The sequence below is a fragment of the Ferrovibrio terrae genome (assembly GCF_943371255.1).
Lineage (GTDB): Bacteria > Pseudomonadota > Alphaproteobacteria > Ferrovibrionales > Ferrovibrionaceae > Ferrovibrio > Ferrovibrio terrae_B.
Genome location: NZ_CALRUC010000009.1, coordinates 24,776 through 46,132 on the forward strand (window position 1 = coordinate 24,776; position 21,357 = coordinate 46,132).

Consider the following 21,357-nt stretch of genomic DNA (forward strand, 5'->3'; position numbering starts at 1 on the left):
ATGGACCGCATACGCTCGCTCGACGTGACCAGCCTCGATATCACCGACGAGGGCGTTAAGGGTTTTGCCTGGCCGGTCTCCTGGCGTGAGCATGGTATCTTCCGCGATCAGTTCATGACCGCCTATGCCGCTGAAGTCCGCACGCTAATCGCGAATGGCAACGAGGATGGCGAGCTTCTGGCGATCCTGGCTATGGAATTCGTGCAAGAGGCATTGCGCGGTTGGTTCGCCGCGGTGCTTCTTGGTCGTTTCGCCCGGCGCGGCGAGCAGATCACCGCACGCTGGCTGCGGTCCAACCACACTGATGATGCCCAGTTCTGGCAGCCCCAGCGCGATCGGATCGGCTTCCTGCGTGGCCGATTTCCGGCTTCCCACTGGCGTGCGCTGCTGCGGCCAGTCTATGGTCTGCTGCAGGATGACGGCCTGTCCTGGCGTTGGCCGGAAACAGTCGACTTCCGCAACCGTATTATCGCGACCAATCCCTGTCCGTTGACGCGAGAGCATGCCCGGCAAATTGGAGAAAAGCCGGTGCTCGTGTCCCTGCGCTACTGGTTCGGCGAGGCCAGCGATACCCTGCCGGCCGATCTCCGGCCTTACCAGCTACAGCCAACCACCATCGATGCCATCCTCAACGGCTTCGTCAATGCCGCACGCTCGGCCGGCGATGCATTGCCTGAAAGTCTGCTTGTACATATGCGGGCTTGGCTGAACGAAGCGGCACCTGTCTGCCGTTGGTATCTGCAATCGCTGGCGAAACATCCCAACCGCCTCCCAGCCCAGCTCTGGACCGGATCCGGTGGCTATATCTTCCGCCGTATTCTGCACACTGCCGTCCGTCGTGTTGGCGGCAAGTGTCTTAGCCATGATCATGGCTCGGGTATCGGCCTTTTTGACGCGCCAGATGCTAATCTGACGGAATTTGTTACGCCTGACGCATTTATTACTTTCAGTGCCGTGCAGGCCGAGGGTTATCGCACGCAGCGCCGCGAATCCTTTCGCATGCAGGATCATTGGCCCCAGATAGACTTCATACAAGCGAACAAGAGGCCTGGGTCTTTACCGCCGCCTGCACATGATGGGCCGATGCGGAACATTCTGTTCGTGGCCAATCAATATCGTGGCGAGAAGATGACCATTACGCCGATCGAATTCGATACCGTCGCAGTCGACTGGCAGGCGCGGTTGTTCAGCCAGCTGAAACGCCTTGGCTATAACGTTCTGTTCCGTGCGCACCCGGATTCGCCCTCAGCAGCGCCTACAGCCTTTACACAGGAACTGGGGGTTTCTGCAGCCACCGGCAGCTTCGCAGAGGCCCTGGCTTCAGCAGACATGGTGATCATGGATTATCTGCACACCACCGTTTTACGGGACATTCTGTTCAGCGGAAAGCCAGTCATTACCTTTGAGTTTGGGCACTGCCCTCCGAATGCGGTTGCAGCTGATCTGCTATCGCAGCGAATCCGGTTTGTTCCAGGCTGGTATGACGATGACAATCGCGCCCATACCGACTGGGACCGATTGCCTGCAATGCTGGTGGATGCACAGGCCATCAGTAGAAATACATCATTCGCCCCACTATTCCAGCCTACAGAAGGTAATGCGCCATGACTGGAAAAGTGCTTGTCACGGGTGCAGACGGCTTTATTGGTTCGCACCTGACCGAAGCTTTGGTTCGGCGTGGATACGATGTGCGCGCCTTTGTGATGTATAATTCGTTTGACAGCTGGGGGTGGCTGGATGAGTCCCCATCTGAAATCCGCGATAACCTCGATGTCGTCGCCGGTGATATCCGCGATCCTTTCGCCGTGCGCGAAGCCATGCGCGGCTGCGATTCCGCACTGCATCTGGCTGCTCTGATCGCCATCCCTTTCTCGTATCGCGCTCCACAGGCTTACATCGAAACCAATATAAGCGGGACGCTCAACGTCTTGCAGGCCGCTCGCGACCTCGGCCTGACTAAAGTGGTTCACACCTCCACCAGTGAGGTATATGGCACAGCACGCTTCGTACCCATCACGGAAGAGCATCCACTTCAGGGACAGTCGCCCTATTCCGCCAGCAAGATTGGCGCTGACCAGTTGGCATTGTCATTCCATGCCTCTTTTGAATTGCCAGTCGGTGTGATCCGGCCATTCAACACATACGGCCCCCGCCAGTCTGCCCGCGCCGTCATCCCCACAATCATTACTCAGATTGCCAATGGCAGCAGGCACATCAAGCTTGGTGCGGTCACACCGACGCGTGATTTTAACTATGTGGCCGACACTGCGGCAGGCTTCATTGCAGTGCTTGAGAGCACCGCCTCGATCGGACAGGTTATCAATATCGGTAGTGATTACGAAATTTCGATTGGCGATACAGCCCATGCCATTGCCGAAGCGATGGGCACAACCATCGAGATTGAAACCGAAGAAGCGCGTCTGCGGCCGGCCGGCAGCGAAGTCGAGCGCCTATGGGCTGACAACACCAAGGCCAAGACACTTCTGGCCTGGCAACCGGATTATGGCGGCCTCGACGGCTTCCGGAAGGGACTGAAGCAAACTGTGACGTGGTTTGAGAACCCTGACAATCTCAGGCGCTACCGGGTTGGTCGTTATGTCCTCTAATCAACTCAACATTCCCGCTGCGCTAGAGGCATTGACGGCCGTTCTGCCGGCAAACGCCCTACCTGCCAGCCTGCATGAACCCGAGTTTGGAGAGCATGAACAGGCACTGGTTGCGGCATGCCTGAAAAGCGGCTGGGTTTCCTATGCCGGACCACAAGTCAGGGAATTTGAGGCGCGGCTTGCAGCGACATGCGATCGCCGTCACGCCATATCGATGGTGTCAGGTACGGCAGCACTACATGCCGCCCTGATGTTGGCTGGTGTCGAGCGTGATGAGGAAGTCATCATTCCCGCCCTCACTTTTGCCGCTACGGCGAATGCAGTCGCCTACTGCGGTGCCATCCCGCATCTCGTCGATTGCGAAGAGCATACGCTCGGCATCGACCCCGAAGCCCTGCGCAAACGCCTGCAGGAAATTGCGGTAACTGAGGGCGGAGGGCTGCGCAACCGGCAGAGCGGGCGACGCATTGCGGCAGTGGTCCCCGTACACGTGATGGGGCACCCCAGCAGCGATGACCGTATTGCCGAAGTGGCGCAGAGCTTCAACCTTCCCCTGATCCTGGACGCCACCGAATCACTCGGCAGTCTGCGCAACAATCGCCCGGCCGCAGCCGGCGGTCTGATGTCAGTGCTCAGCTTCAACGGCAACAAAATCATCACCACAGGCGGCGGGGGTGCATTGCTGATTGATGACGATGTATTGGCAGAACGTGCTCGCCACATTACCACCACCGCTAAACAGCCGCATCGCTGGGCCTTCATGCACGATCAGCTTGGCTACAATTACCGCATGCCCAATCTGAATGCTTCTCTCGGGCTGGGGCAGTTAGAGCGCTTGCCGGATTTTGTTGCCCGTAAGCGCGCCCTGGCTGCACGCTACCGTGCCGCCTGTTCTGAAATAGACGGGCTTGATTTCATCAATGAACCGGACGGCACGCAAAGCAATTACTGGCTCAATACGATTAAACTGACACAGCCGCAGCGACGCGATGAATTCCTCCAGGCCCTTCAAGACCATGGGTTGATGGCACGCCCATTATGGGAACCGATGCATCGCCTGCCAATGTATCGCGATGCACCGCGTGCCGACCTGTCCTGCACCGAAGATCTGGTCGCGCGGGTGATCTGCCTGCCCAGCAGCCCGAAACTGGCCGTGCAATGAGCGAACGCCGCCGCATCTGCGTCATTACCGGTACGCGGGCCGAATACGGCCTGCTTTCTGGCTTGCTGCAGCGCATGCAGGCGGATTCTGCCATCGAGTTGCAGATTCTGGCGACAGCCGCCCATCTGAACTCAGACCTTGGCCTGACCTATCGCGAGATCGAAGCTGACGGTTTTAGGATCACCAAGGTGCCCATGCCTATCGATGGCGGCGAAACCCTGGCGACAGCGCAAGCGGTCGGCAGTGGGTTGGCGGCACTGGCCGAGACTCTCCATGCCCTGCATCCTGATATCGTTGTCGTGCTGGGAGACCGCATCGAATTGCTGGCCGCTGCCTCGGCTTGCCTGGTGCTGGGCATCCCACTGGCGCATATCCATGGTGGTGAACTCACTGAAGGCGTTATCGACGACGCAATCCGCCACGCCATCACCAAGATGGCGCATCTGCATTTCCCGGCAACCGAAGTATACCGCAACCGCATTCTGCAGATGGGCGAAGCACCAGACCGTGTCTTTGCTGTTGGTGCGCTTGGCATAGACAATATCAACCAGGTCGACCTGATCCCTCCTGAAACACTGGGAAAAGATCTGGACTTCCGATTGCAGTCTCCAATGCTGATTGTAACGTATCATCCCGAAACATTGGACGCAGAATCGCCGCTGACCGGATGCCAAGCTCTGCTTTCTGCGCTGGACACCATGCCGGAAGCGCGCATTGTTTTCACTAAAGCGAATGCTGACCCTGGCGGTCAGGCGATCAATCGCCTGATTGCGAATTGGACCGAGAGAAATGTGGGGCGCGCCAAGGTTTTTGCATCTCTCGGCATGCGGCGCTATCTCTCACTGCTGCATACAGCTGACGCAGTGGTCGGCAATTCCTCATCCGGTATCATCGAAGCGCCTGCTATGGGTATACCGACCGTGAATATCGGTGAGCGGCAGGCCGGACGGTTACGCGCCGCATCAATTCTGGACTGCCCGGCTGATTCCGACGCGATTGCCGCCAGTATCCACGTAGCGCTATCGGCTTCCTTCCGCGAGAAAGCCAGGCAGTGCGAGCCGCCTTATGGTCGTGGTGGCGCCGCCGAACGCATCCATCAGATTCTCATGACTCAGCCGTTAGCGGGCTTGCTCCGTAAAAGCTTTGTCGATCTTCCTCAAGTGAGAATCTGATCATGTGGCAGCTGCCGGAGCAGGTCTTTGTCATCGCGGAGGCGGGCGTTAATCATAACGGTGACGTGGCACGCGCCATGGCACTTGTTGATGCCGCCGCTGATGCCGGTGCGGACGCGGTAAAATTCCAGACCTTCCGTGCCGACGCACTGGCCACAGCATCCGCGCCAAAAGCGGCCTATCAGGAGCGCCAAACAGGCGCTGACGAATCTCAACTGGTGATGCTGCGCCGCCTGGAACTCAGCCACGAGGCTCATCATCAACTGGCTGCCCATTGTCGAACACGCGGGATTACCTTCCTGTCGACCCCGTTCGATGGCATGAGCCTGGACTTCCTTGCTGCCGATATGCGGTTGCCGCTGATCAAGATCGGCTCCGGCGACCTGACTAATGCTCCGCTGCTTCTGGCGGTGGCCCGCCATGGCTTGCCAATCATCTTATCAACCGGGATGAGCGATCTCGACGAAGTGGCGGTTGCACTCGGTGCCTTGGCATTCGGCTATGGCGAAGCTGCTTCAGTACAACCGAGCATCGCTGCTTTCAAGGCTGCCCTGTCAAAGCGCCATGCACTCCTGGCGCAGCATGTGATCCTGCTGCATTGTACGACTGAATACCCAGCACCGATTGCCGATACGAACCTGCGAGCCATGCACACACTGGCAACACGATTCGACCTGCCGGTTGGCTTTTCCGATCACACGCAGGGGATTACCGCGGCGCTTGCCGCGGTGGCGTGCGGCGCACGAGTGATCGAGAAGCATTTCACCCTGGACCGCAACCTACCCGGTCCCGACCACAAGGCTTCACTGGAGCCAGATGAACTGATTGCGATGGTCCGCGGTATCCGCGATGTCGAAATGGCCATGGGCGATGGCGATAAGCAGCCGCGCCCGATCGAACTGTCCAATCGTTCGATCGCCCGCCGCAGCGTGGTGGCAGCCACTCCCATTGCCGCCGGAGCGGCCATCAGCCTCAACCAGCTGGGCCTCAAGCGACCAGGAAACGGAATTGATCCAGCCCACCTGTGGGATCTCATCGGAGTTACCAGCAACCGCGACTATGTCGCCGACGAACAGATCGACCCATGCCTGCTGACGTAATCGTAATCGGGGCTGGCGGACACGCCCGTGTGGTGATTGATGCATTACAGTGCACCGGCGCTACAGTGCTGGGCGTCTGTGACCCGTCACTATCGCCCGGCAGCGCAGGGCCGCTGGGCATTTCCTGTCTGGGCAGCGATGACGCACTGGATCATCATGACAAGGCACGTATCCTGCTGGCCAATGGAATAGGCTCCACCGGTGATCCCAGCCGCCGCATTGCTGTCTATCAGCGCCTGACCGCTGCCGGCTGGCGATTTGTCAGTCTTGTACATCCCGCCGCCATTGTCGGTTCTGGCTGTACCATCGAATCTGGTGCCCAGATTATGGCCGGCGCCATCCTGCAGCCGGGCACCCGCGTCGGCCAGAATGCGATTATCAATACTGCCGCCAGTGTCGATCACGACTGCGATATAGGCGATCATGCTCATATTGCACCGGGCGCTGTACTCTGTGGCGGCGTCAGCATTGGTGCCGCGACGCACATTGGCAGCGGTTCCGTTGTTGTGCAGGGTGTTGTGATTGGTGCCAATGCTAAAATCGGAGCCGGCACCATTGTCACCACTTCAATGCCGGTTGGCGCGCATGTTGGTGCCGGTCTGGTTGTAAGAAAGGAGACGGCGGTATGAAGGCGATCGCATTCATCTTCGCCCGCGGCGGCTCCAAAGGCATCCCTCGCAAGAATCTGAGCCTTCTTGACGGAAAACCCCTGTTAGCCTGGGCAATCGATAGCGCTCGCTCCTGCCCATCCGTAGGCCGAGTTATCGTTTCGACTGATGATGATGAAATTGCATCCATGGGACGCCAGTTCGGTGCCGAAGTCCCGTTCATACGACCATCTTATCTCGCGCAGGACGGTAGCCCGGAATGGCTCGCCTGGCGGCATGCGGTTAATTTCGTGCAGACATCCGATGGCCCTTTCGACACTTTTCTGGCAGTTCCGACCACATCGCCATTGCGCTCTCCCGAAGACCTCGAACGCTGCATTGCAAAAATCCAGACCGGCTGCGATGCCGTCGTTACTGTCACCGAAGCGAATCGCAACCCGTACTTCAACATGGTTCGCTTCGATGAAGACGGTTGCGTGAAGATTGCCGTAGAAACTGGCCGCATCATTGCCAACCGCCAGGATGCCCCACCTGTATACGATCTGACTACGGTTGCCTATGCCGTAAAGCCGCAACTTATTATGACCGCCAACGACATCTTCGACGGACGCGTCAAGGCAGTAGTCGTGCCGCGCGAGCGCAGCCTGGATATTGACACTCCATTCGACCTGCAGTTTGCCGAGTTTATAGTAAAGACCACCCGTCCGCCGGCTTCGCCTTCTGCAACCATCGGACTATAGAAAGAATACAGAGATCATGCGGTTCGATCATTTTCTCGGATCTGAATTCCATAGTGAATTCCATATCAGTCCGCTGGTCATATATGATGTCGGCGCTGCCGGTGAGATCTACCCACTTTATAGCGCTGCGACCGCCGGTTGCTGGATTGCTCATGGCTTTGAGCCGGTTCTTGCCAGCTTCGAGAAGCTGGCGCAGCGCTATGCCGGGACAGATCATGTCAAACTGCATCATGTTGCACTCAGCGACCGGTCGGGCACCACGACCCTTCATGTGCATAAAGCAGTCCCCACATATTCCAGCCTGAACCGCAATTCTCTCGTGTCAGACAGCACAGAAACAGATGTCGAGGAAGTTGAAATCCGCTGTGCCCGCATGGACGACTTACAGCGTTCAGCAGATTTACCGGCGCCAGATTTCATAAAACTCGACACCGAAGGAACAGAGTTCCCCATACTTCAGGGGGCTGCGTCTCTGTTAAAACAGGAGTGCCTCGCTGTTGTTTCTGAAATAAAGTTTATTTCATTCTCGAGCGACACCACGCAGTTCTCCGACCTTGACCGGTTGCTGCGCGACTGTGGATTTATCTTGTTCGACATACAGACTTCGCGGGCTTCGCGTAGCGTCGGCGCGCGGTTCGGCGGAAAGAAAGGCCCAATCGATTCGGCTTATGTCCTTTATTTTCGCGACTTCTATGACCTTTATGCTGATCGACTCTCTGCTGATTCCCAGCTCGCGCGCAGCAAGCTTCTGAAGATTCTCTCTCTTGCCGTTCGTTATCTCTATCTCGATTATGCTGTTGAACTGATAGATTTCGGCCGGGAGAAGAATCTGCTAACGGCACATGAGGCGCATAAACTTTTGAAGCTGTATGCCGGAACAACAGACTGCGCTTGGTCTTTACCTAGCTTTCCTGGCAAGGAAAAACTAGCGCTGCTGATCGACTATCTGTCCTACTTGCTTCAACCCGAAATGAAACTCGCGGTCCCGCCCATGTTTAATAACCTAGGCAACCGTCGCTCCACATTGCGCCGGCAAATGCCACCCAAGGAGCTTCGTCTTCACTATCCTGTGCGCTGGCGCCTAGACCGCGCGAGCGTCGACCTGCGGATTAAGATTGATGATTAACTGGCATTCCCTCGTTATACCACCCGATGCAACGATACGCCGCGCGCTTGAGGCCATCGACAGCGGCACAGCGCAATTTGCGTTGGTCGCCACGGCTGATTATCATCTGTTAGGTGTGGTAACCGATGGCGATATTCGTCGCGCACTCCTGAAGTCCATTCCACTGGACCAGCCGGTCTCGACGATCATGAATCGTCAGCCAAAGATACTGCGTCAAGGCGAGAGCCGCGACACAGCGTTGGCGATTATGCGAACCCACATATTGCGCCATGTGCCCGTGCTGGATGCTTCCGGGCGCATCATTGGCCTGGAAACATTATCTGAATTCGTATCACCAGAATGGAAAGATAATCTGATCGTATTAATGGCTGGCGGCCTAGGCAGCCGCCTACGTCCGCTGACCCACGACAAACCCAAGCCTCTGCTTGAAGTGGGTGGACAGCCGATCCTGGAAACCATTGTGCGGCATTTCGTCAATCTCGGCTTTCGCCGCTTCTGCATCTCAGTCAATTACCGTGCAGAACAGATTGTCGAGCATTTCGGTGACGGTCACCGTTTTGGAGCGGAAATTACCTACCTGCATGAAACAGAACAGCTTGGCACAGCTGGGTCGCTTTCCCTGCTACCCGAACGACCGGACTTGCCTTTCCTGGTTATGAATGGCGACATTCTCACCAACCTCGACTTCCTGAACGTGGTGAATTTCCATGTCGAGCACAACTCCATCGCCACAATGTGTGTGCGGGAGCATGAATTCCAAGTTCCGTATGGCGTAGTCGAAAGCACCGGGGGCCGCTTCACCAGTATTGCCGAAAAGCCGGTTTACCGTTTCATGGTGAGTGCTGGAATCTATGTACTGAACCCGGCAGTCCTCGACTCGATAGATTCCGGTACCTCTCTCAATATGCCAGACTTGTTCGAGCGCGTCCGCGGCAAGACCGAACAAGTCTATACATACAAAATCCAGGAGTATTGGCTGGATATCGGTAAGGCAGAAGACTTCGTACGTGCGAATGAAGAATTCAGCCGGGTTTTCGGATAGATTTGACCATGATCGGCAAGGAAAAAGTTCTAGCTATAATTCCAGCCCGCGGCGGTTCAAAAGGCGTCCCGCGCAAGAACGTACGCATCGTCGGTGGCAAACCATTGATTGCCTGGACTGTGGCCAGCGCTCTTGCCGCCAAGACAGTTGACCGCACCATCCTGTCCAGTGACGACCCCGAAATTATGACTGCCGCACAGGACTGGGGCTGTGAGATTCCATTCACACGCCCTCCCAATCTAGCCACTGATACGGCCTCAATGCTCGATGTCGTTCATCATGCCGTAGAAAACTGCGGTGGCGGTTTTGAATGGGTTGTCTTGCTGCAGCCGACCTCACCCTTACGCAGTCCAGATGACATCGACGCCACTATCTATGCCTGCGTTCAGGCGAACGCACCGGCCGCTGTCACAGTGACACCATCAGATAAAAGTCCATTCTGGATGTACTTCCGCGGTGAATCCGGTCTGATGAAGCCTGTTTTGGATGACCCGCGCACCCTCAGCTATCGACGACAGGATTTACCATCTGCCTATGCACTGAATGGTGCAGTTTATGTGGCCCGCCGCGATTGGCTGAAAGGGCGTAGCAGCTTTGTTTCACCAGAAACGATCTGTCACATCATGCCGCGCGATCGCTCGATCGACATCGACACCGAGTTCGACCTCTCCATGCTTGAAGCGTATCTATCAGTGAGGAAAAATGCAGCCGTATAAAGCCAGTTTCAAAGCCGACCCGGCGCTTTACACGCCTTCCGCCAACATCGCCGACACTTATTATGGCCTGCCGGAAGCCGTGCATTACTGCCGATCCTGCGTCATCTCCAATCAGCGGCCAAATTCTGCCGTTGAGTTTGCTCATACCCGCGCAAGTAAAAAGCAGACGATTAACTTCGATGCGTCCGGTGTCTGCGATGCGTGCCGCGTGGCTGAGCGCAAGAAGCAGGGAATCGACTGGGCCGCACGCGAGCAGGAACTACGCATTTTATGCGACAAGTTCCGCCGCAACGACGGCCATTACGACTGCCTTGTGCCCGGCTCGGGTGGCAAAGATAGCTTCTATGCTGCCCACAAGCTGAAATACGAATTCGGCATGCACCCGCTGACGGTGACCTGGGCGCCACATCTCTATACCGATTGGGGCTGGCGCAACCATCGCGCCTGGATCGATGCCGGTTTCGACAATATCCTGGTAACGCCGAATGGACTAATCCACCGTTTGCTAACGCGCCTGGCAGTCGAGAACCTTTTCCACCCGTTCCAGCCCTTCATCCTTGGTCAGAAGAATCTCGCACCAAAGATGGCCGCCCGATTTGAGATACCGCTGGTTTTCTATGGCGAGAACGAAGCAGAGTACGGCAATCCTCAATCAGATACCGATTCAGCGCGCCGCAAATGGAGCTATTTTGCCGCCGCCGATAAATCGCAAGTCTACCTCGGCGGCACCTCGGTTGCCGACCTGCAAAAGCATTTCGGCCTGGAGCCGATCGACATTGATCCCTATCTGCCGGCCGACCCGTCACAGCTCGAGCGTGTTGGAGTTCAGGTCCATTATCTCGGCTACTACATGAAATGGCATCCGCAGGGCGCCTACTATTACGCCGTTGATCATGGCGGATTCGAGGCGAGCCCTGAACGAACCCCGGGCACCTACAGCAAATACAACAGCATCGACGACAAGATCGATGACCTGCACTACTACTGCACCTACATCAAATTCGGCATCGGGCGTGCCACTTACGACGCCGCGCAGGAAATCCGCTCCGGTGAGATTACTCGCGAGGAAGGTGTTGCCCTTGTTAACAAATTCGATGGCGAGTTCCCGACCCGCTTTGAAAAAGAACTGTGGGAGTATTTGAGTATTTTGCCTGAGAAGTTCCCGGTTGCCTCCCGCATGTTCGAACAGCCAATCATGAGCCGCGAATATTTCATGATGCTGGCGGACCGTTTCCGTTCGCCACATCTGTGGGTATTCGATAACGGCCAGTGGCGCCTGCGGCAGGGTACGGCGCAGAATCCACAGACCTAAGCGGGCAGAGACATGGCGAATATACGACTGATAGCGCGACTGGACATCAAAGGCCCCAATCTGATCAAAGGCGTGCGCCTTGAGGGACTGCGCGTTATCGGTGACCCGCAGGAGTATGCTCGCCGGTATTACGAGGCCGGCGCCGACGAGTTGATCTACATGGACGTCGTCGCCAGCTTGTATGGCCGCAACAGTTTGACCGAGATCGTGCGCCATACTGCAGAGAATGTATTCATTCCCTTGACTGTAGGTGGCGGTATCCGCAGCGTCGAGGACGTGAAGCTCCTCCTACGCTCCGGCGCCGACAAAGTCTGCCTGAACACTGCCGCTATTGCTCGGCCAGAGCTATTGCAGGAGATTGCCAATCGTTTCGGCTCTCAATGTGTTGTCCTATCAATTGAAGCTAAGCGGAAGTCCAACGGTAGCTGGGAGTGTTACACCGATAATGGCCGCGAACATACTGAACGCGACGTTCTGGACTGGGCCAAGCAGGCCGTGAAACTCGGCGCCGGTGAAATCCTGCTCACCTCCATTGATCAAGAGGGCACCCGCAAGGGCTTTGATATTGACCTTATCCGCACAGTCAGCACAGCCGTTCCGATACCGGTTATCGCCAGCGGCGGCATGGGTGGCATAGATCACCTGGTCGCCGCCGTTCAGGACGGCAAAGCCGATGCCGTGGCCATGGCGGACATCCTGCACTACAAACGTAAGGATATGCTCGCTATCCGCGCTGCTGCAAAGCAGGCTGGCCTGTCGGTCAGGAGCCTGTAATGACAAAAACCGTCGCCGTGATCGATTATGGGGTCGGCAACCTGCTCAGTGTCACCCGTGCGTTATCACATGTTGGCTGCGAGCCGGCGTTGTGTTCAGACGCCAGAGGGCTTGAAAGGGCTGATCGAGTCATCCTGCCTGGCGTTGGAGCCTTTGCCGACGGCATGGCCGGCCTAGACCGTCATGGCTTGACTGAGGCGATTCGACGATTCGCTGATACGGGCCGCCCCCTGCTTGGCATTTGCTTGGGCATGCAGATGTTGCTCGATACCAGTACAGAGTTCGGCAGCAATGAGGGGCTCGGCTTAATTCCGGGCAGCGTTATTGCAATTCCCAATACCGGTGCGGACAATGTACCGCATAAAATCCCCCATATTGGCTGGAATCGTTTACTGCCTGCCGCCGCCAATATCGAGAATCCTTTGCTGAAGGATCTTCCAGAATCGGCATCGGTCTACTTTGTTCACTCCTTTATGGCTGACCCGGCCACACCAGCCCATCGGGTCGCCGATTGCGATTATGATGGCAGGCGGATTTCCGCCGTGATTGGCCGTGACAACATACACGGTTGCCAATTTCATCCTGAAAAAAGCGGCCCGGTTGGCCTTCAGATTCTGAGAAATTTCGTCAACCTATGAACTCAACTGCACCTCTCTTTTACGGCCATGAAACCTCGGAAGCAGTTTCCGAGACAACGCTTGTTCACTTTCGCCCCGGTCTGTTTGGCACAGTGGAATGGCCGGAGCGCTACGCCGCTCCGCTGAATGCACGACCAGAACGCATTGTCATTATCTGCGAAAACAAACTGATCTCTCTGGATATGATCTTGCCTGTCGCTTTTGAGCTTAAGGCCGAGCATCCAGACATAACGATCGAGTTCCTATTCCTGCGCCGCGACCACATGGCAAAGGTTAAAGAGAACTATATTCTGTGGGCCGGAATGCAGGCGATTGGAACGATTCGATTCCTGTCTTACGGTGGGCACGAAGTCAGCAACTTGCTGCAGCGTGGCTTAAACCTGCTCCAGGTGGCAAAGGAAATTCTGACGGCACGCAAACACAGAACCCTGTTGTTCTATCGTAAAGATTTTTCGCGCTGGCCAGTCGGCCTTATTGCAATGGCTGTTCGTGCAGGCGGCGGTGCTCTTATTGGTTTTCCCGGCATTGCTTATCCGATGTCGATTCCCTTGCTGCGTTCACTTTTGGCGCAGGAGAAATCAACCATACATCATCGCTTCCAGGCCGATCGGCAACTGATCTTCCACCCGTTGCAGCGCCAGGAGCAACGGCGCGTCACCAATGCGCCAATGGCAGTCATTGGTACTTCGCGCTGGTTCCCGCATTGGCAGGACTTTCTGGAGAAGATTCTGACGCGCGTCGGTATTCTGGACATAGAACAACGGCCTATCAGTGTCGCCGATAAGCCCAATATCCTGATGTTCTATCCGGGAAATCTCGAGCTACCAGATCTGGATGGGCCGACGGCATGTCGCGACCAGATGATCCGCAGCCTGCAGTCAATCCGCCGCGTTGCACCACAGGCCCGCGTCCTGCTCAAACCACATGTGATTTGCGATATCGCCGAACTCAAGCGAGAGCTATCGGCTTTTAGCGATCTCGATATCCGCCTGACCTATGCACATCCGCTTGCTTTGGCCAAGTATGCGTGCGTCTGCACGGTTCCGAATGGAACCAGTGTCATAGATGACATGTACGTTTCCGGCCTGCCTTTGATCGATTCTGCGCTTTATCTTCCTGAAATCCGCAACGCCGGGGGCAGCCTCTTCCCAAATCATGGCCGCATCAGCTGTGTCGATGATGCGACGCTGGATGCTGCCTTCAAGATTGCAGTGACCAATCCAGCCGATCTACCGAAGCCTGAGCGCGGACATCTGTTCTGGCCGAAAGCGTCTTCGCTTGCCGCCTTGTTATGGAAGGCTTGAATGGATAAGGCGCTGGTTATCGGCTACGGCAGTATCGGCGCTCGTCACGCCAGGATACTTTCTGAGATTGGCTTGGAAGTTTCAGTTGTCAGCCGTCGGCCGGCGGATGCCCCGCGATTCCATCCCGATCTTCCCGCGGCATTCTCCAGTCGGGTGTTCGACTATGTTGTGGTCGCCAATGAAACCAGCGCTCATGCCGCCACACTGCAAGCCCTGGAAATGCTCGGCTACAAAGGCCCAGTATTGATCGAAAAGCCGCTTGCCGACTCTGATAGCTATCCCATGCTGGCGAAAGAGCGGCCATATTTTATCGGCTACAACTTGCGCTTCACGCCAGTCCTGGCCGCTTTGCAGAGTGCTTTGACCGGCCATCGTGTGCTATCTGCCGAAATCTGCTGCGGCAGCTGGCTGCCAGACTGGCGACCGCATCGTGACTACCAAACGACATCTTCCGCTCTGTTGGCAAGCGGAGGCGGCGCGCTCAACGACCTGAGCCACGAAATCGACTATGCCCTGTGGCTCCTTGGCCCATGGCGGCGATTGACTGCTATTGGCGGTCGCGTTTCTAGCCTTGAGATCGAAACAGATGACCTGCAGATGATTCTGCTCGAAACCGAAAACTGTCCAGCACTGTCGCTCAACCTGAATTATCTCGACCGCACTCCACGGCGATGTGCCGTTATTAATACAGACAAAACGACATTTTACGCCGACCTCGAAACTGGGACTCTGCGCTCCGGCCCTGAAGTTATTCTGCAGGCAATGCCGCCAGTTGATGAAACCTATCGTCTGCAACACCGCGCCATCCTAGACGGTACGACTGGCATGGCCTGTGATTATCACCATGGTCTGCTTGTGGTCGAAACCATGGCGGCCGTCAGGCGTGCAGCAGCTGAGAGTAGCTGGCTGTATCGCGAATCCGTGAGAGGGATAGCATGACGACGCCCGTGAATTATCACACCGCCTTCGACTTCAATGGAAAAGTCGTCCTCATCACAGCCGGCGCAGGCATTCTTGGCCCACAATTTGCCGCAGGTTTTTTGCAGCACAATGCCTCGGTGGCAATTGCCGACATCAATGCCGACGCCACCGCGAAGACGGTAACGGAACTAGCCTCTACTTATCCTGGTCGCATAGCCGGTCTGGTAAACGACGTGTCCGATCCTTCGTCCGTAACCGCAATGGTGGCTGAAACCGTAAAAACCTTCGGTCGTATCGATATCTTGGTGAATAATGCTGCTTATTTCCCAGATAACTTCCAGAGCTTCTTCATGCCGTTTGAGGACTACAGCCTTGAGCAATGGCGCAAAGTGATGGCAGTCAATATTGACGGTATGTTCCTGGTCGCCCAAGCCGTAGGGAAGCAGATGCTGCTGCAGGGTGGTGGCACCATCATTCAGACATCATCGATCTATGGCCTACTCGCTTCCGATCAAAGAATTTACCAAGGGTCTGAATATCTTGGCAGTCCAATCAATAACCCTGCTGTGTATTCTGCAAGCAAATCTGCCGTGATCGGGTTGACGCGATGGCTTGCAGCCTACTGGGCAGAAAAAAATATCCGCGTCAACGCCATTGCTCCTGGTGGCGTCGAGAGCGGTCAAAATGACGCCTTTACTCAGAAATATGGTGCCCGCGTTCCAATGGGCCGCATGGCGCGCCAGAACGAAATGACATCGACGGTCTTGTATCTGGCTTCGGACGCTTCGTCTTATGTCACCGGCCAATGTATTGCCGTTGATGGCGGTCTTTCGGCCTGGTGAAGGGAACCTGCCCTTGCGTATTATGGTCTCAGCGCGGGATACCGGAGCAGCAAGGCATCTTGCCGAGATTGTGCCGTATTTATGCGCGGCAGCCGATACCGAGATCACTGTGGTGGCCGACCAGCCCGCATGGTTAGTGCTTAATGAGGCCGGGTTAGCACCGCTGCGCTTTCCGGAGGCCGCCGTCGATGATGACGACATGAGTCAGGCCGGTGCATTGCGGAAAGCTGCCCGTGACTTACTGTCATTACATCGTCCTGATGCCATTCTGGTCGGCCTTTCGGGCCCGAGAATCGGTCTGGATGAAGCACTCCTCGCTGAGGCCAACAACATCGCAACATACGCATTACAGGACTACCCGGGCTGGGTTGTGCCGGGCTTTGGCGTAACCGCACAAACATATTTTGTATTGGACGACTTTGCCGCCCAGTTGACGCGCAAACGCCTCGACCAGGCAGCGATTGTCGTGGCCGGCTCCGCCAAACATGCATCCTATGCCCTGCTTGATATCGAGGCGATTCGGAAAAAGGCTCGCCAGGCCTTCGATCCGGGTCGGCCGATCATCGGCTTCTACGGGCAGCCGGCATGGTTCCTGGATGGGTATGAGCGAAGTATCAATGCGCTCGCTGCAGCAATTGCGCTACGGGCGCCTTACGGTCAGATTTTCTACCGACCGCACCCCAAGGAAACCCGCGCGGAACTGACCCGCATGCAGGATATTTTCGCAGCTCATCAGATCGCCTTGCAAAGAGATCCCAACCACAAAGCTGAAGTCTCGCTTTGCGCCGCCGATGTCGTCGTTACGTGCTTTTCATCCTGCGGTGCCGACCATATTCATCTTCAGAAACAGGCTCGGCAGCCGATCGGCACCGTGCTTTATCTGTTAACCGAGCCCGCAATCCGGCAGCATCACGCCCATGACACAGGCATCGATCACCCCCCTTTCGCCACCGCCGGCTTTGCCCTGCTTTCCACATCACCTGAGGCGCTTTCCGATGATCTAAGGCACAGCCTGGATCCGGCAACGGCTGATATGCTCTGGAAGCAGATCCATTCTAAATTGCCATCGCCCTCCGGGGCCGCGGATGTTATTCTTGCGACTCTTCATGCTGATTACGCGGAACGCACCAAGCGTCCTGAAAACGTGAAAGGAAACACCACTGTGAAGGACATTTTGAAGGGCAACTTCCAGACCAAAACGAAAGTGGTCGTCGAGCCAGACAAAAAGGACACTCTCGAAGAGAAGTTCGAGAAAGCTGCCAAAGCTCGCCTGGGGGGGTCTGTCGCCTATGTGGCAAAGAAGCGCGTCGTCTGGGGCGATGACGGCAAAAAGGGCGGATCGTGACCGTAGAAGATACCGATAGCCAAACCATGAATCAGGTCGTGGATGCACCCTTGCGCGAAGATGGTGCGTTAGTCCGTAGCCTGATCTCTGATATGGATCAGATGACTTGGGATCGCATCGGCGAGCATGCGATTGATAATGCCAAACGCAACTTCCAGTTCAAAGCCCAAGGCCAGTCACTGGCTGCCCTGCGCAAGAACCGCATGCGACAGAATGACAATGCTGTCGTAATCGCCGCTGGCCCCAGTGTTCGTCGGCAGAACCCGGCCCAGATTCTTCGTGACCATGGCTACCGTGACACCGTCATCTCTACCGACAGCGGCATTGCCCACTGCTTACGCAATGGGGTCGTCCCCGACTTGGTGGTAAGCCTTGACCCGCATCCAACCCGGATCGTGCGATGGTTCGGCGACCCCAGTCTGCGCGAGCAGGATCTCGAAGAAGATGACTATTATCGACGCCAAGACCTCGATCCAGTTTTCGCGAATGAGGTTCGTGCAAACGAGGAAATCATTGCACTAATGCGGCAACATGCCCGCGATATGCCTATTGCGCTCAGCACTTCGACTTCTATTGCAGTTGTTGAACGGGTTCTGGATGCAGGGATGCCGATCTACTGGTGGAATCCCATGCTCGATGATCCCGACAAACCGGGCAGCCGCACTCGGGAGCTGATCGACCTGAATGGCTTTCCAGCTCTCAATGCTGGCGGCAATGTCGGATCTGCCGCCTGGATGATCGCCGATGCAGTATTGGGCAAGCGACGCGTCGCCCTCACCGGCATGGATTTCGGTTATTACGACAGCACCCCCTACTCAGCCACCCAATACTACAGAGAAGCCGTTGATTTAGTTGGAGAATCTAGGGTCGGTGAATTATTCTCACGTCTGTATAATCCGCATGTTCAGGCTTGGTTTATCAGCGATCCGGCCTATCAATGGTACAGGGAGTGTTTTCTTGAAATGGTCGCCGATGGTGAATGTCAGACATTCAATTGCACAGAAGGGGGCATTCTTTTCGGCCCTAATATTACGTTCTGTAATTTGGTGACTTTCCTCACCGAGCATGCGACCAACAGCGGCCACCCGTAGGGCGGTCGGACCAAAAGGGTAAAGTGAGATGGCAAAGGTACTATTCATCAATCCCGTGGTGCGCGAAGAGGACGTTCCGCGCCATGTGCCGTATGGCATTGCCCTGCTTGCTTCCATTGCTATGGAAAAGGGTCATCTGGTCCAAGTTTATGACGCCAATGCATGGCGTAAGGGCGAGGACGTGCTGCGGCAGGTTCTGGTCGCTGATGAATGGGATGTTGTTGCGCTGGGCGGCATCACAACAGCCTATGGCTCCATCAAGTCAATCGTGAAAGTCGCGCGTGAGGAATGCCCCCGCTCAATCATCATGCTTGGGGGCGGCGTGCTGACCTCTCTGCCGCGCGAAGTCATGGGCTTCCTGCCGGAGGTCGATGTCGGTGTGATCGGCGAGGCCTTCGCCACGTTTCCTGAGCTGCTGGCGATGATCGATGCCGGCGAGTCTAGCTGGCCATCAATTGCAGGCACCATCAGCCGCGATGCTCAAGGCAAGATTCTGATGGGTCCCGCGCGCGATCTGCTGGAAGACCTTGATAGCCTGCCTTATCCTGCTTGGGACCTTTTCCCGCTCGAGGATGTGTATTTCCCCAACAGTCAGGTGCTTTTCTCTGAAGAAGGCATGCTGGCAACCCGCCGCATCGATCTCAATGTTAGTTACGGGTGCTCGCTGATTTGCCGTTATTGCTATCATCTCGGTATCGCTGGCGATATGCGTTACGTTACCGATGCCGATGGCAGCCAGAATGTCGAGTTCGATAAGCCCGGCAACTACACCCGGACTATTCGGTATCACAGTCCGGAATACGTCGTGCGCATGGCCAAGCATGTCTACGACAAATACAATGTCAATTTCATCACGTTCCTAGACGAGAATCTGATGACAATGGACAAGTATTCCGGGCGCACCTGGATGAAGGAAATCTGTCGACTGTGGCACGAGAATGGCCTCGCGCCGCGCCTCGATACCTCACCGGATGCTGAGGAAGGCACCTGGACCGGCATACATTGGTCGGGCACCAGTCACGCCACCCTGGTGACAAAGGACATCCTGAATGTCATGCGCGATGCCGGCTGCTCGCATCTCGTCTATGGCTACGAGAGCTTCTCACCTCATGTGATGAAGACCATCGGCAAGGGGGCCACACCAGAATCGAATATCCGCAGCTTCTTCTGGACTCTGGAATCCGGCATCCGTCCGATTCCAAACCAAATCATCGGTTTCCCCAATGAAGACTTCCAGTCGATCCGGGAGAATATGGAAGCTTGGAAGCGGCTTGGCATCGTGGTCAAACCCTTCTACGCCACCGCATATCCTGGGTCGGAGTGGTTCACTGTCTATCGGAAGCAGATCGAAGCGCAGTTTGATGGTGACCTTGAGACCTACATACTGGCACTGGGTGATGCGACACGCATAACCGGCGTCATATCTCATAACTTCAATGCTGTCGAACTGCTCGGGCTGCGCGAAATGATGATCAATATGGAAACCCGTCGGATAGATGAATACGAGCAGATCTGGCGCAAGAACCATAATATCCCGGAAGGCAAGCCTTCAACGCTGTTTGCACCGGCAGGCAAAGCCGTTCGAGAAAAGAAACCTGCTGTAGCAGCCTGAGCCAATTGCGCTAAATCTCTCTGACGAGCGATCCTCGTGGGCCCTCTCATCAAGGCGCTTCTATATGCCTGTGCGGCGGTTGCAATTGTACTTGCCTCACGCCTTCTTCGCCCGGTTTTGCTGATACGCTTCGGCAACCTGCGCAATCATACGATTGGTACCCTGTCGTTGCATGCGGAAGGCTATATGGCCGATCGCGATCTTGGAATTATCCCGAGAAATACACTCGATCTTTTCTTCCATACTGAGCCACGCGCGAATCGCGTGTTAGATACACTGCTCGAGCAACACCTGCACATATCCCCGCTTGCTCGGTACTGCAGCGCCATCAACGCACGTCTGCCTGGCAGGGCAGCACATGTCGTGACACTTGGTGATGCTCAACGCGATGCGGCAAGAAATCACTTTCGCGCGTACACTGAAACGCCGCAGCATTTCATGCTGACTCCGACGCAAATTGCCGAGGCGCGGCGGCAGATGCGACAGCACTGCGGAATACCGGACGATGCAAAATTTGTCTGCTTCTTTTCACGCACCAGCAGTTATCTGCGCGAACTTCATAAAGCCGGGAGCATCCGTCGCCCCGATGAAATCCCCACTCAGAATATCCGCGATTCTGCGATCGAAACCTTTCTGCCGGCTGCTGAGGAACTCGCACGCCGTGGCTACTGGTGCTTCCGCATGGGCGCCGTGGTGGACGAGACCATTTCAGCCCAGCATAATTGCGTCATCGACTATGCCAGCCGCTTCCGCAGCGAATTGCTGGATATCTATCTGATTTCGCACTGCGCCATGCTGCTGTCGGACACCACCGGTCTGTGCGACCTGTCGTTTATGTTCCGCAGGCCAGCAGCCATCGCCAATCTGTTCAACATGGGCATCCTGCACAGTTGGTCCGGCCTGCTGATGCCGAAGAAATACATCGTTGAACGCGAAAACCGGCTCTTCACTCTTCCGGAATTGCTTGCCAATGGCGGCGGCCCATCCTCTCCCTCCGTTTGGCCAGAGTATGCCGCCCGCCATGGCCTTCGGCTTGAGGACAACAGCCCTGAAGAAATTCTCGACCTGGCGATTGAAATGAATGAGCGCCTTGCTGGGAAATGGGTAGAAAATGACGTGGATATTGCACGTAGAGAGAGAATAGCTGCTCTTTACGAAGACTATCCGCTTCAGCTTGGCGGGCCGCTAAAATCTACCTTTTCTACCAGCTACTTACGCCGGCATCCCGGGTTTCTGGGCTAGCCGC

General features: G+C 56.0%; 20 protein-coding genes. All 20 read left to right on the forward strand.

Features of this window, described 5'->3' with window-relative positions:
• The 20 genes from AAG799_RS03675 to AAG799_RS03770 are packed head-to-tail and all read left to right on the forward strand — an operon-like array spanning position 1 to position 21,353.
• The gene (locus tag AAG799_RS03675; protein ID WP_341894446.1) at positions 1–1,608 is read left to right on the forward strand and encodes a hypothetical protein; all 1,608 of its coding nucleotides are present in this window, start codon (positions 1–3) and stop codon (positions 1,606–1,608) included.
• On the forward strand, positions 1,605–2,606 hold the full coding sequence (locus AAG799_RS03680; RefSeq protein ID WP_341894447.1) for an NAD-dependent 4,6-dehydratase LegB: 1,002 nt from the start codon (positions 1,605–1,607) through the stop codon (positions 2,604–2,606). The genes AAG799_RS03675 and AAG799_RS03680 overlap by 4 nt, the downstream gene beginning before the upstream one ends.
• Positions 2,596–3,768, forward strand: coding sequence for a LegC family aminotransferase (locus AAG799_RS03685; protein ID WP_341894448.1), 1,173 nt, complete (start codon positions 2,596–2,598; stop codon positions 3,766–3,768). Before AAG799_RS03680 ends, AAG799_RS03685 begins: the two co-directional genes overlap by 11 nt.
• The gene (neuC, locus tag AAG799_RS03690; protein WP_341894449.1) at positions 3,765–4,940 is read left to right on the forward strand and encodes a UDP-N-acetylglucosamine 2-epimerase; all 1,176 of its coding nucleotides are present in this window, start codon (positions 3,765–3,767) and stop codon (positions 4,938–4,940) included. The genes AAG799_RS03685 and neuC overlap by 4 nt, the downstream gene beginning before the upstream one ends.
• Before the next feature lie 2 nt (positions 4,941–4,942).
• Positions 4,943–6,040 (forward strand): N-acetylneuraminate synthase, encoded by a 1,098-nt coding sequence (gene neuB, locus AAG799_RS03695; protein ID WP_341894450.1) that lies wholly within the window; start codon positions 4,943–4,945, stop codon positions 6,038–6,040.
• 29 nt (positions 6,041–6,069) lie between these two features.
• Positions 6,070–6,669, forward strand: coding sequence for a NeuD/PglB/VioB family sugar acetyltransferase (locus AAG799_RS03700; protein ID WP_341894451.1), 600 nt, complete (start codon positions 6,070–6,072; stop codon positions 6,667–6,669).
• Complete coding sequence (locus AAG799_RS03705) at positions 6,666–7,388, forward strand: acylneuraminate cytidylyltransferase family protein (protein ID WP_341894452.1); 723 nt, start codon at positions 6,666–6,668, stop codon at positions 7,386–7,388. The genes AAG799_RS03700 and AAG799_RS03705 overlap by 4 nt, the downstream gene beginning before the upstream one ends.
• 16 nt (positions 7,389–7,404) lie before the next feature.
• A complete protein-coding gene (locus AAG799_RS03710) occupies positions 7,405–8,514 on the forward strand; it encodes an FkbM family methyltransferase (protein WP_341894453.1) in 1,110 nt (369 codons plus the stop codon).
• On the forward strand, positions 8,507–9,556 hold the full coding sequence (locus tag AAG799_RS03715; RefSeq protein ID WP_341894454.1) for a nucleotidyltransferase family protein: 1,050 nt from the start codon (positions 8,507–8,509) through the stop codon (positions 9,554–9,556). The genes AAG799_RS03710 and AAG799_RS03715 overlap by 8 nt, the downstream gene beginning before the upstream one ends.
• A gap of 8 nt (positions 9,557–9,564) precedes the next feature.
• A complete protein-coding gene (locus AAG799_RS03720) occupies positions 9,565–10,272 on the forward strand; it encodes an acylneuraminate cytidylyltransferase family protein (protein WP_341894455.1) in 708 nt (235 codons plus the stop codon).
• Complete coding sequence (locus AAG799_RS03725) at positions 10,259–11,584, forward strand: N-acetyl sugar amidotransferase (RefSeq protein WP_341894456.1); 1,326 nt, start codon at positions 10,259–10,261, stop codon at positions 11,582–11,584. Before AAG799_RS03720 ends, AAG799_RS03725 begins: the two co-directional genes overlap by 14 nt.
• A 12-nt stretch (positions 11,585–11,596) precedes the next feature.
• Positions 11,597–12,358 (forward strand): glycosyl amidation-associated protein WbuZ, encoded by a 762-nt coding sequence (wbuZ, locus tag AAG799_RS03730; RefSeq protein WP_341894457.1) that lies wholly within the window; start codon positions 11,597–11,599, stop codon positions 12,356–12,358.
• Positions 12,358–12,996, forward strand: a complete 639-nt coding sequence (gene hisH / locus AAG799_RS03735) for an imidazole glycerol phosphate synthase subunit HisH (RefSeq protein WP_341894458.1) — start codon at positions 12,358–12,360, stop codon at positions 12,994–12,996. The genes wbuZ and hisH overlap by 1 nt, the downstream gene beginning before the upstream one ends.
• Positions 12,993–14,300, forward strand: coding sequence for a hypothetical protein (locus tag AAG799_RS03740; RefSeq protein WP_341894459.1), 1,308 nt, complete (start codon positions 12,993–12,995; stop codon positions 14,298–14,300). The genes hisH and AAG799_RS03740 overlap by 4 nt, the downstream gene beginning before the upstream one ends.
• Positions 14,301–15,239, forward strand: a complete 939-nt coding sequence (locus AAG799_RS03745; RefSeq protein WP_341894460.1) for a Gfo/Idh/MocA family oxidoreductase — start codon at positions 14,301–14,303, stop codon at positions 15,237–15,239. It begins immediately after the preceding gene.
• Complete coding sequence (locus AAG799_RS03750) at positions 15,236–16,063, forward strand: SDR family oxidoreductase (RefSeq protein ID WP_341894461.1); 828 nt, start codon at positions 15,236–15,238, stop codon at positions 16,061–16,063. Before AAG799_RS03745 ends, AAG799_RS03750 begins: the two co-directional genes overlap by 4 nt.
• Before the next feature lie 13 nt (positions 16,064–16,076).
• A complete protein-coding gene (locus AAG799_RS03755; RefSeq protein WP_341894462.1) occupies positions 16,077–17,408 on the forward strand; it encodes a hypothetical protein in 1,332 nt (443 codons plus the stop codon).
• Positions 17,405–18,499, forward strand: a complete 1,095-nt coding sequence (locus AAG799_RS03760) for a 6-hydroxymethylpterin diphosphokinase MptE-like protein (RefSeq protein WP_341894463.1) — start codon at positions 17,405–17,407, stop codon at positions 18,497–18,499. Before AAG799_RS03755 ends, AAG799_RS03760 begins: the two co-directional genes overlap by 4 nt.
• A gap of 28 nt (positions 18,500–18,527) precedes the next feature.
• Positions 18,528–20,111: a radical SAM protein gene (locus AAG799_RS03765; RefSeq protein ID WP_341894464.1), complete on the forward strand. Its 1,584-nt coding sequence runs from the start codon at positions 18,528–18,530 to the stop codon at positions 20,109–20,111.
• 36 nt (positions 20,112–20,147) lie between these two features.
• Positions 20,148–21,353, forward strand: a complete 1,206-nt coding sequence (locus tag AAG799_RS03770; protein WP_341894465.1) for a TIGR04372 family glycosyltransferase — start codon at positions 20,148–20,150, stop codon at positions 21,351–21,353.
• Positions 21,354–21,357: the final 4 nt, after the last annotated feature.

Bases quoted from the DNA above. Each gene is read 5' to 3' on its own strand.
- AAG799_RS03710 (WP_341894453.1), top strand. From the start codon at position 7,405: ATGCGGTTCGATCATTTTCTCGGATCTGAATTCCATAGTGAATTCCAT.
- neuC (WP_341894449.1), top strand. From the start codon at position 3,765: ATGAGCGAACGCCGCCGCATCTGCGTCATTACCGGTACGCGGGCCGAA.
- wbuZ (WP_341894457.1), top strand. From the start codon at position 11,597: ATGGCGAATATACGACTGATAGCGCGACTGGACATCAAAGGCCCCAAT.
- AAG799_RS03740 (WP_341894459.1), top strand. From the start codon at position 12,993: ATGAACTCAACTGCACCTCTCTTTTACGGCCATGAAACCTCGGAAGCA.
- hisH (WP_341894458.1), top strand. From the start codon at position 12,358: ATGACAAAAACCGTCGCCGTGATCGATTATGGGGTCGGCAACCTGCTC.
- AAG799_RS03715 (WP_341894454.1), top strand. From the start codon at position 8,507: ATGATTAACTGGCATTCCCTCGTTATACCACCCGATGCAACGATACGC.
- AAG799_RS03680 (WP_341894447.1), top strand. From the start codon at position 1,605: ATGACTGGAAAAGTGCTTGTCACGGGTGCAGACGGCTTTATTGGTTCG.
- AAG799_RS03720 (WP_341894455.1), top strand. From the start codon at position 9,565: ATGATCGGCAAGGAAAAAGTTCTAGCTATAATTCCAGCCCGCGGCGGT.
- AAG799_RS03750 (WP_341894461.1), top strand. From the start codon at position 15,236: ATGACGACGCCCGTGAATTATCACACCGCCTTCGACTTCAATGGAAAA.
- AAG799_RS03745 (WP_341894460.1), top strand. From the start codon at position 14,301: ATGGATAAGGCGCTGGTTATCGGCTACGGCAGTATCGGCGCTCGTCAC.
- AAG799_RS03705 (WP_341894452.1), top strand. From the start codon at position 6,666: ATGAAGGCGATCGCATTCATCTTCGCCCGCGGCGGCTCCAAAGGCATC.
- AAG799_RS03765 (WP_341894464.1), top strand. From the start codon at position 18,528: ATGGCAAAGGTACTATTCATCAATCCCGTGGTGCGCGAAGAGGACGTT.
- AAG799_RS03725 (WP_341894456.1), top strand. From the start codon at position 10,259: ATGCAGCCGTATAAAGCCAGTTTCAAAGCCGACCCGGCGCTTTACACG.
- neuB (WP_341894450.1), top strand. From the start codon at position 4,943: ATGTGGCAGCTGCCGGAGCAGGTCTTTGTCATCGCGGAGGCGGGCGTT.
- AAG799_RS03675 (WP_341894446.1), top strand. From the start codon at position 1: ATGGACCGCATACGCTCGCTCGACGTGACCAGCCTCGATATCACCGAC.
- AAG799_RS03685 (WP_341894448.1), top strand. From the start codon at position 2,596: ATGTCCTCTAATCAACTCAACATTCCCGCTGCGCTAGAGGCATTGACG.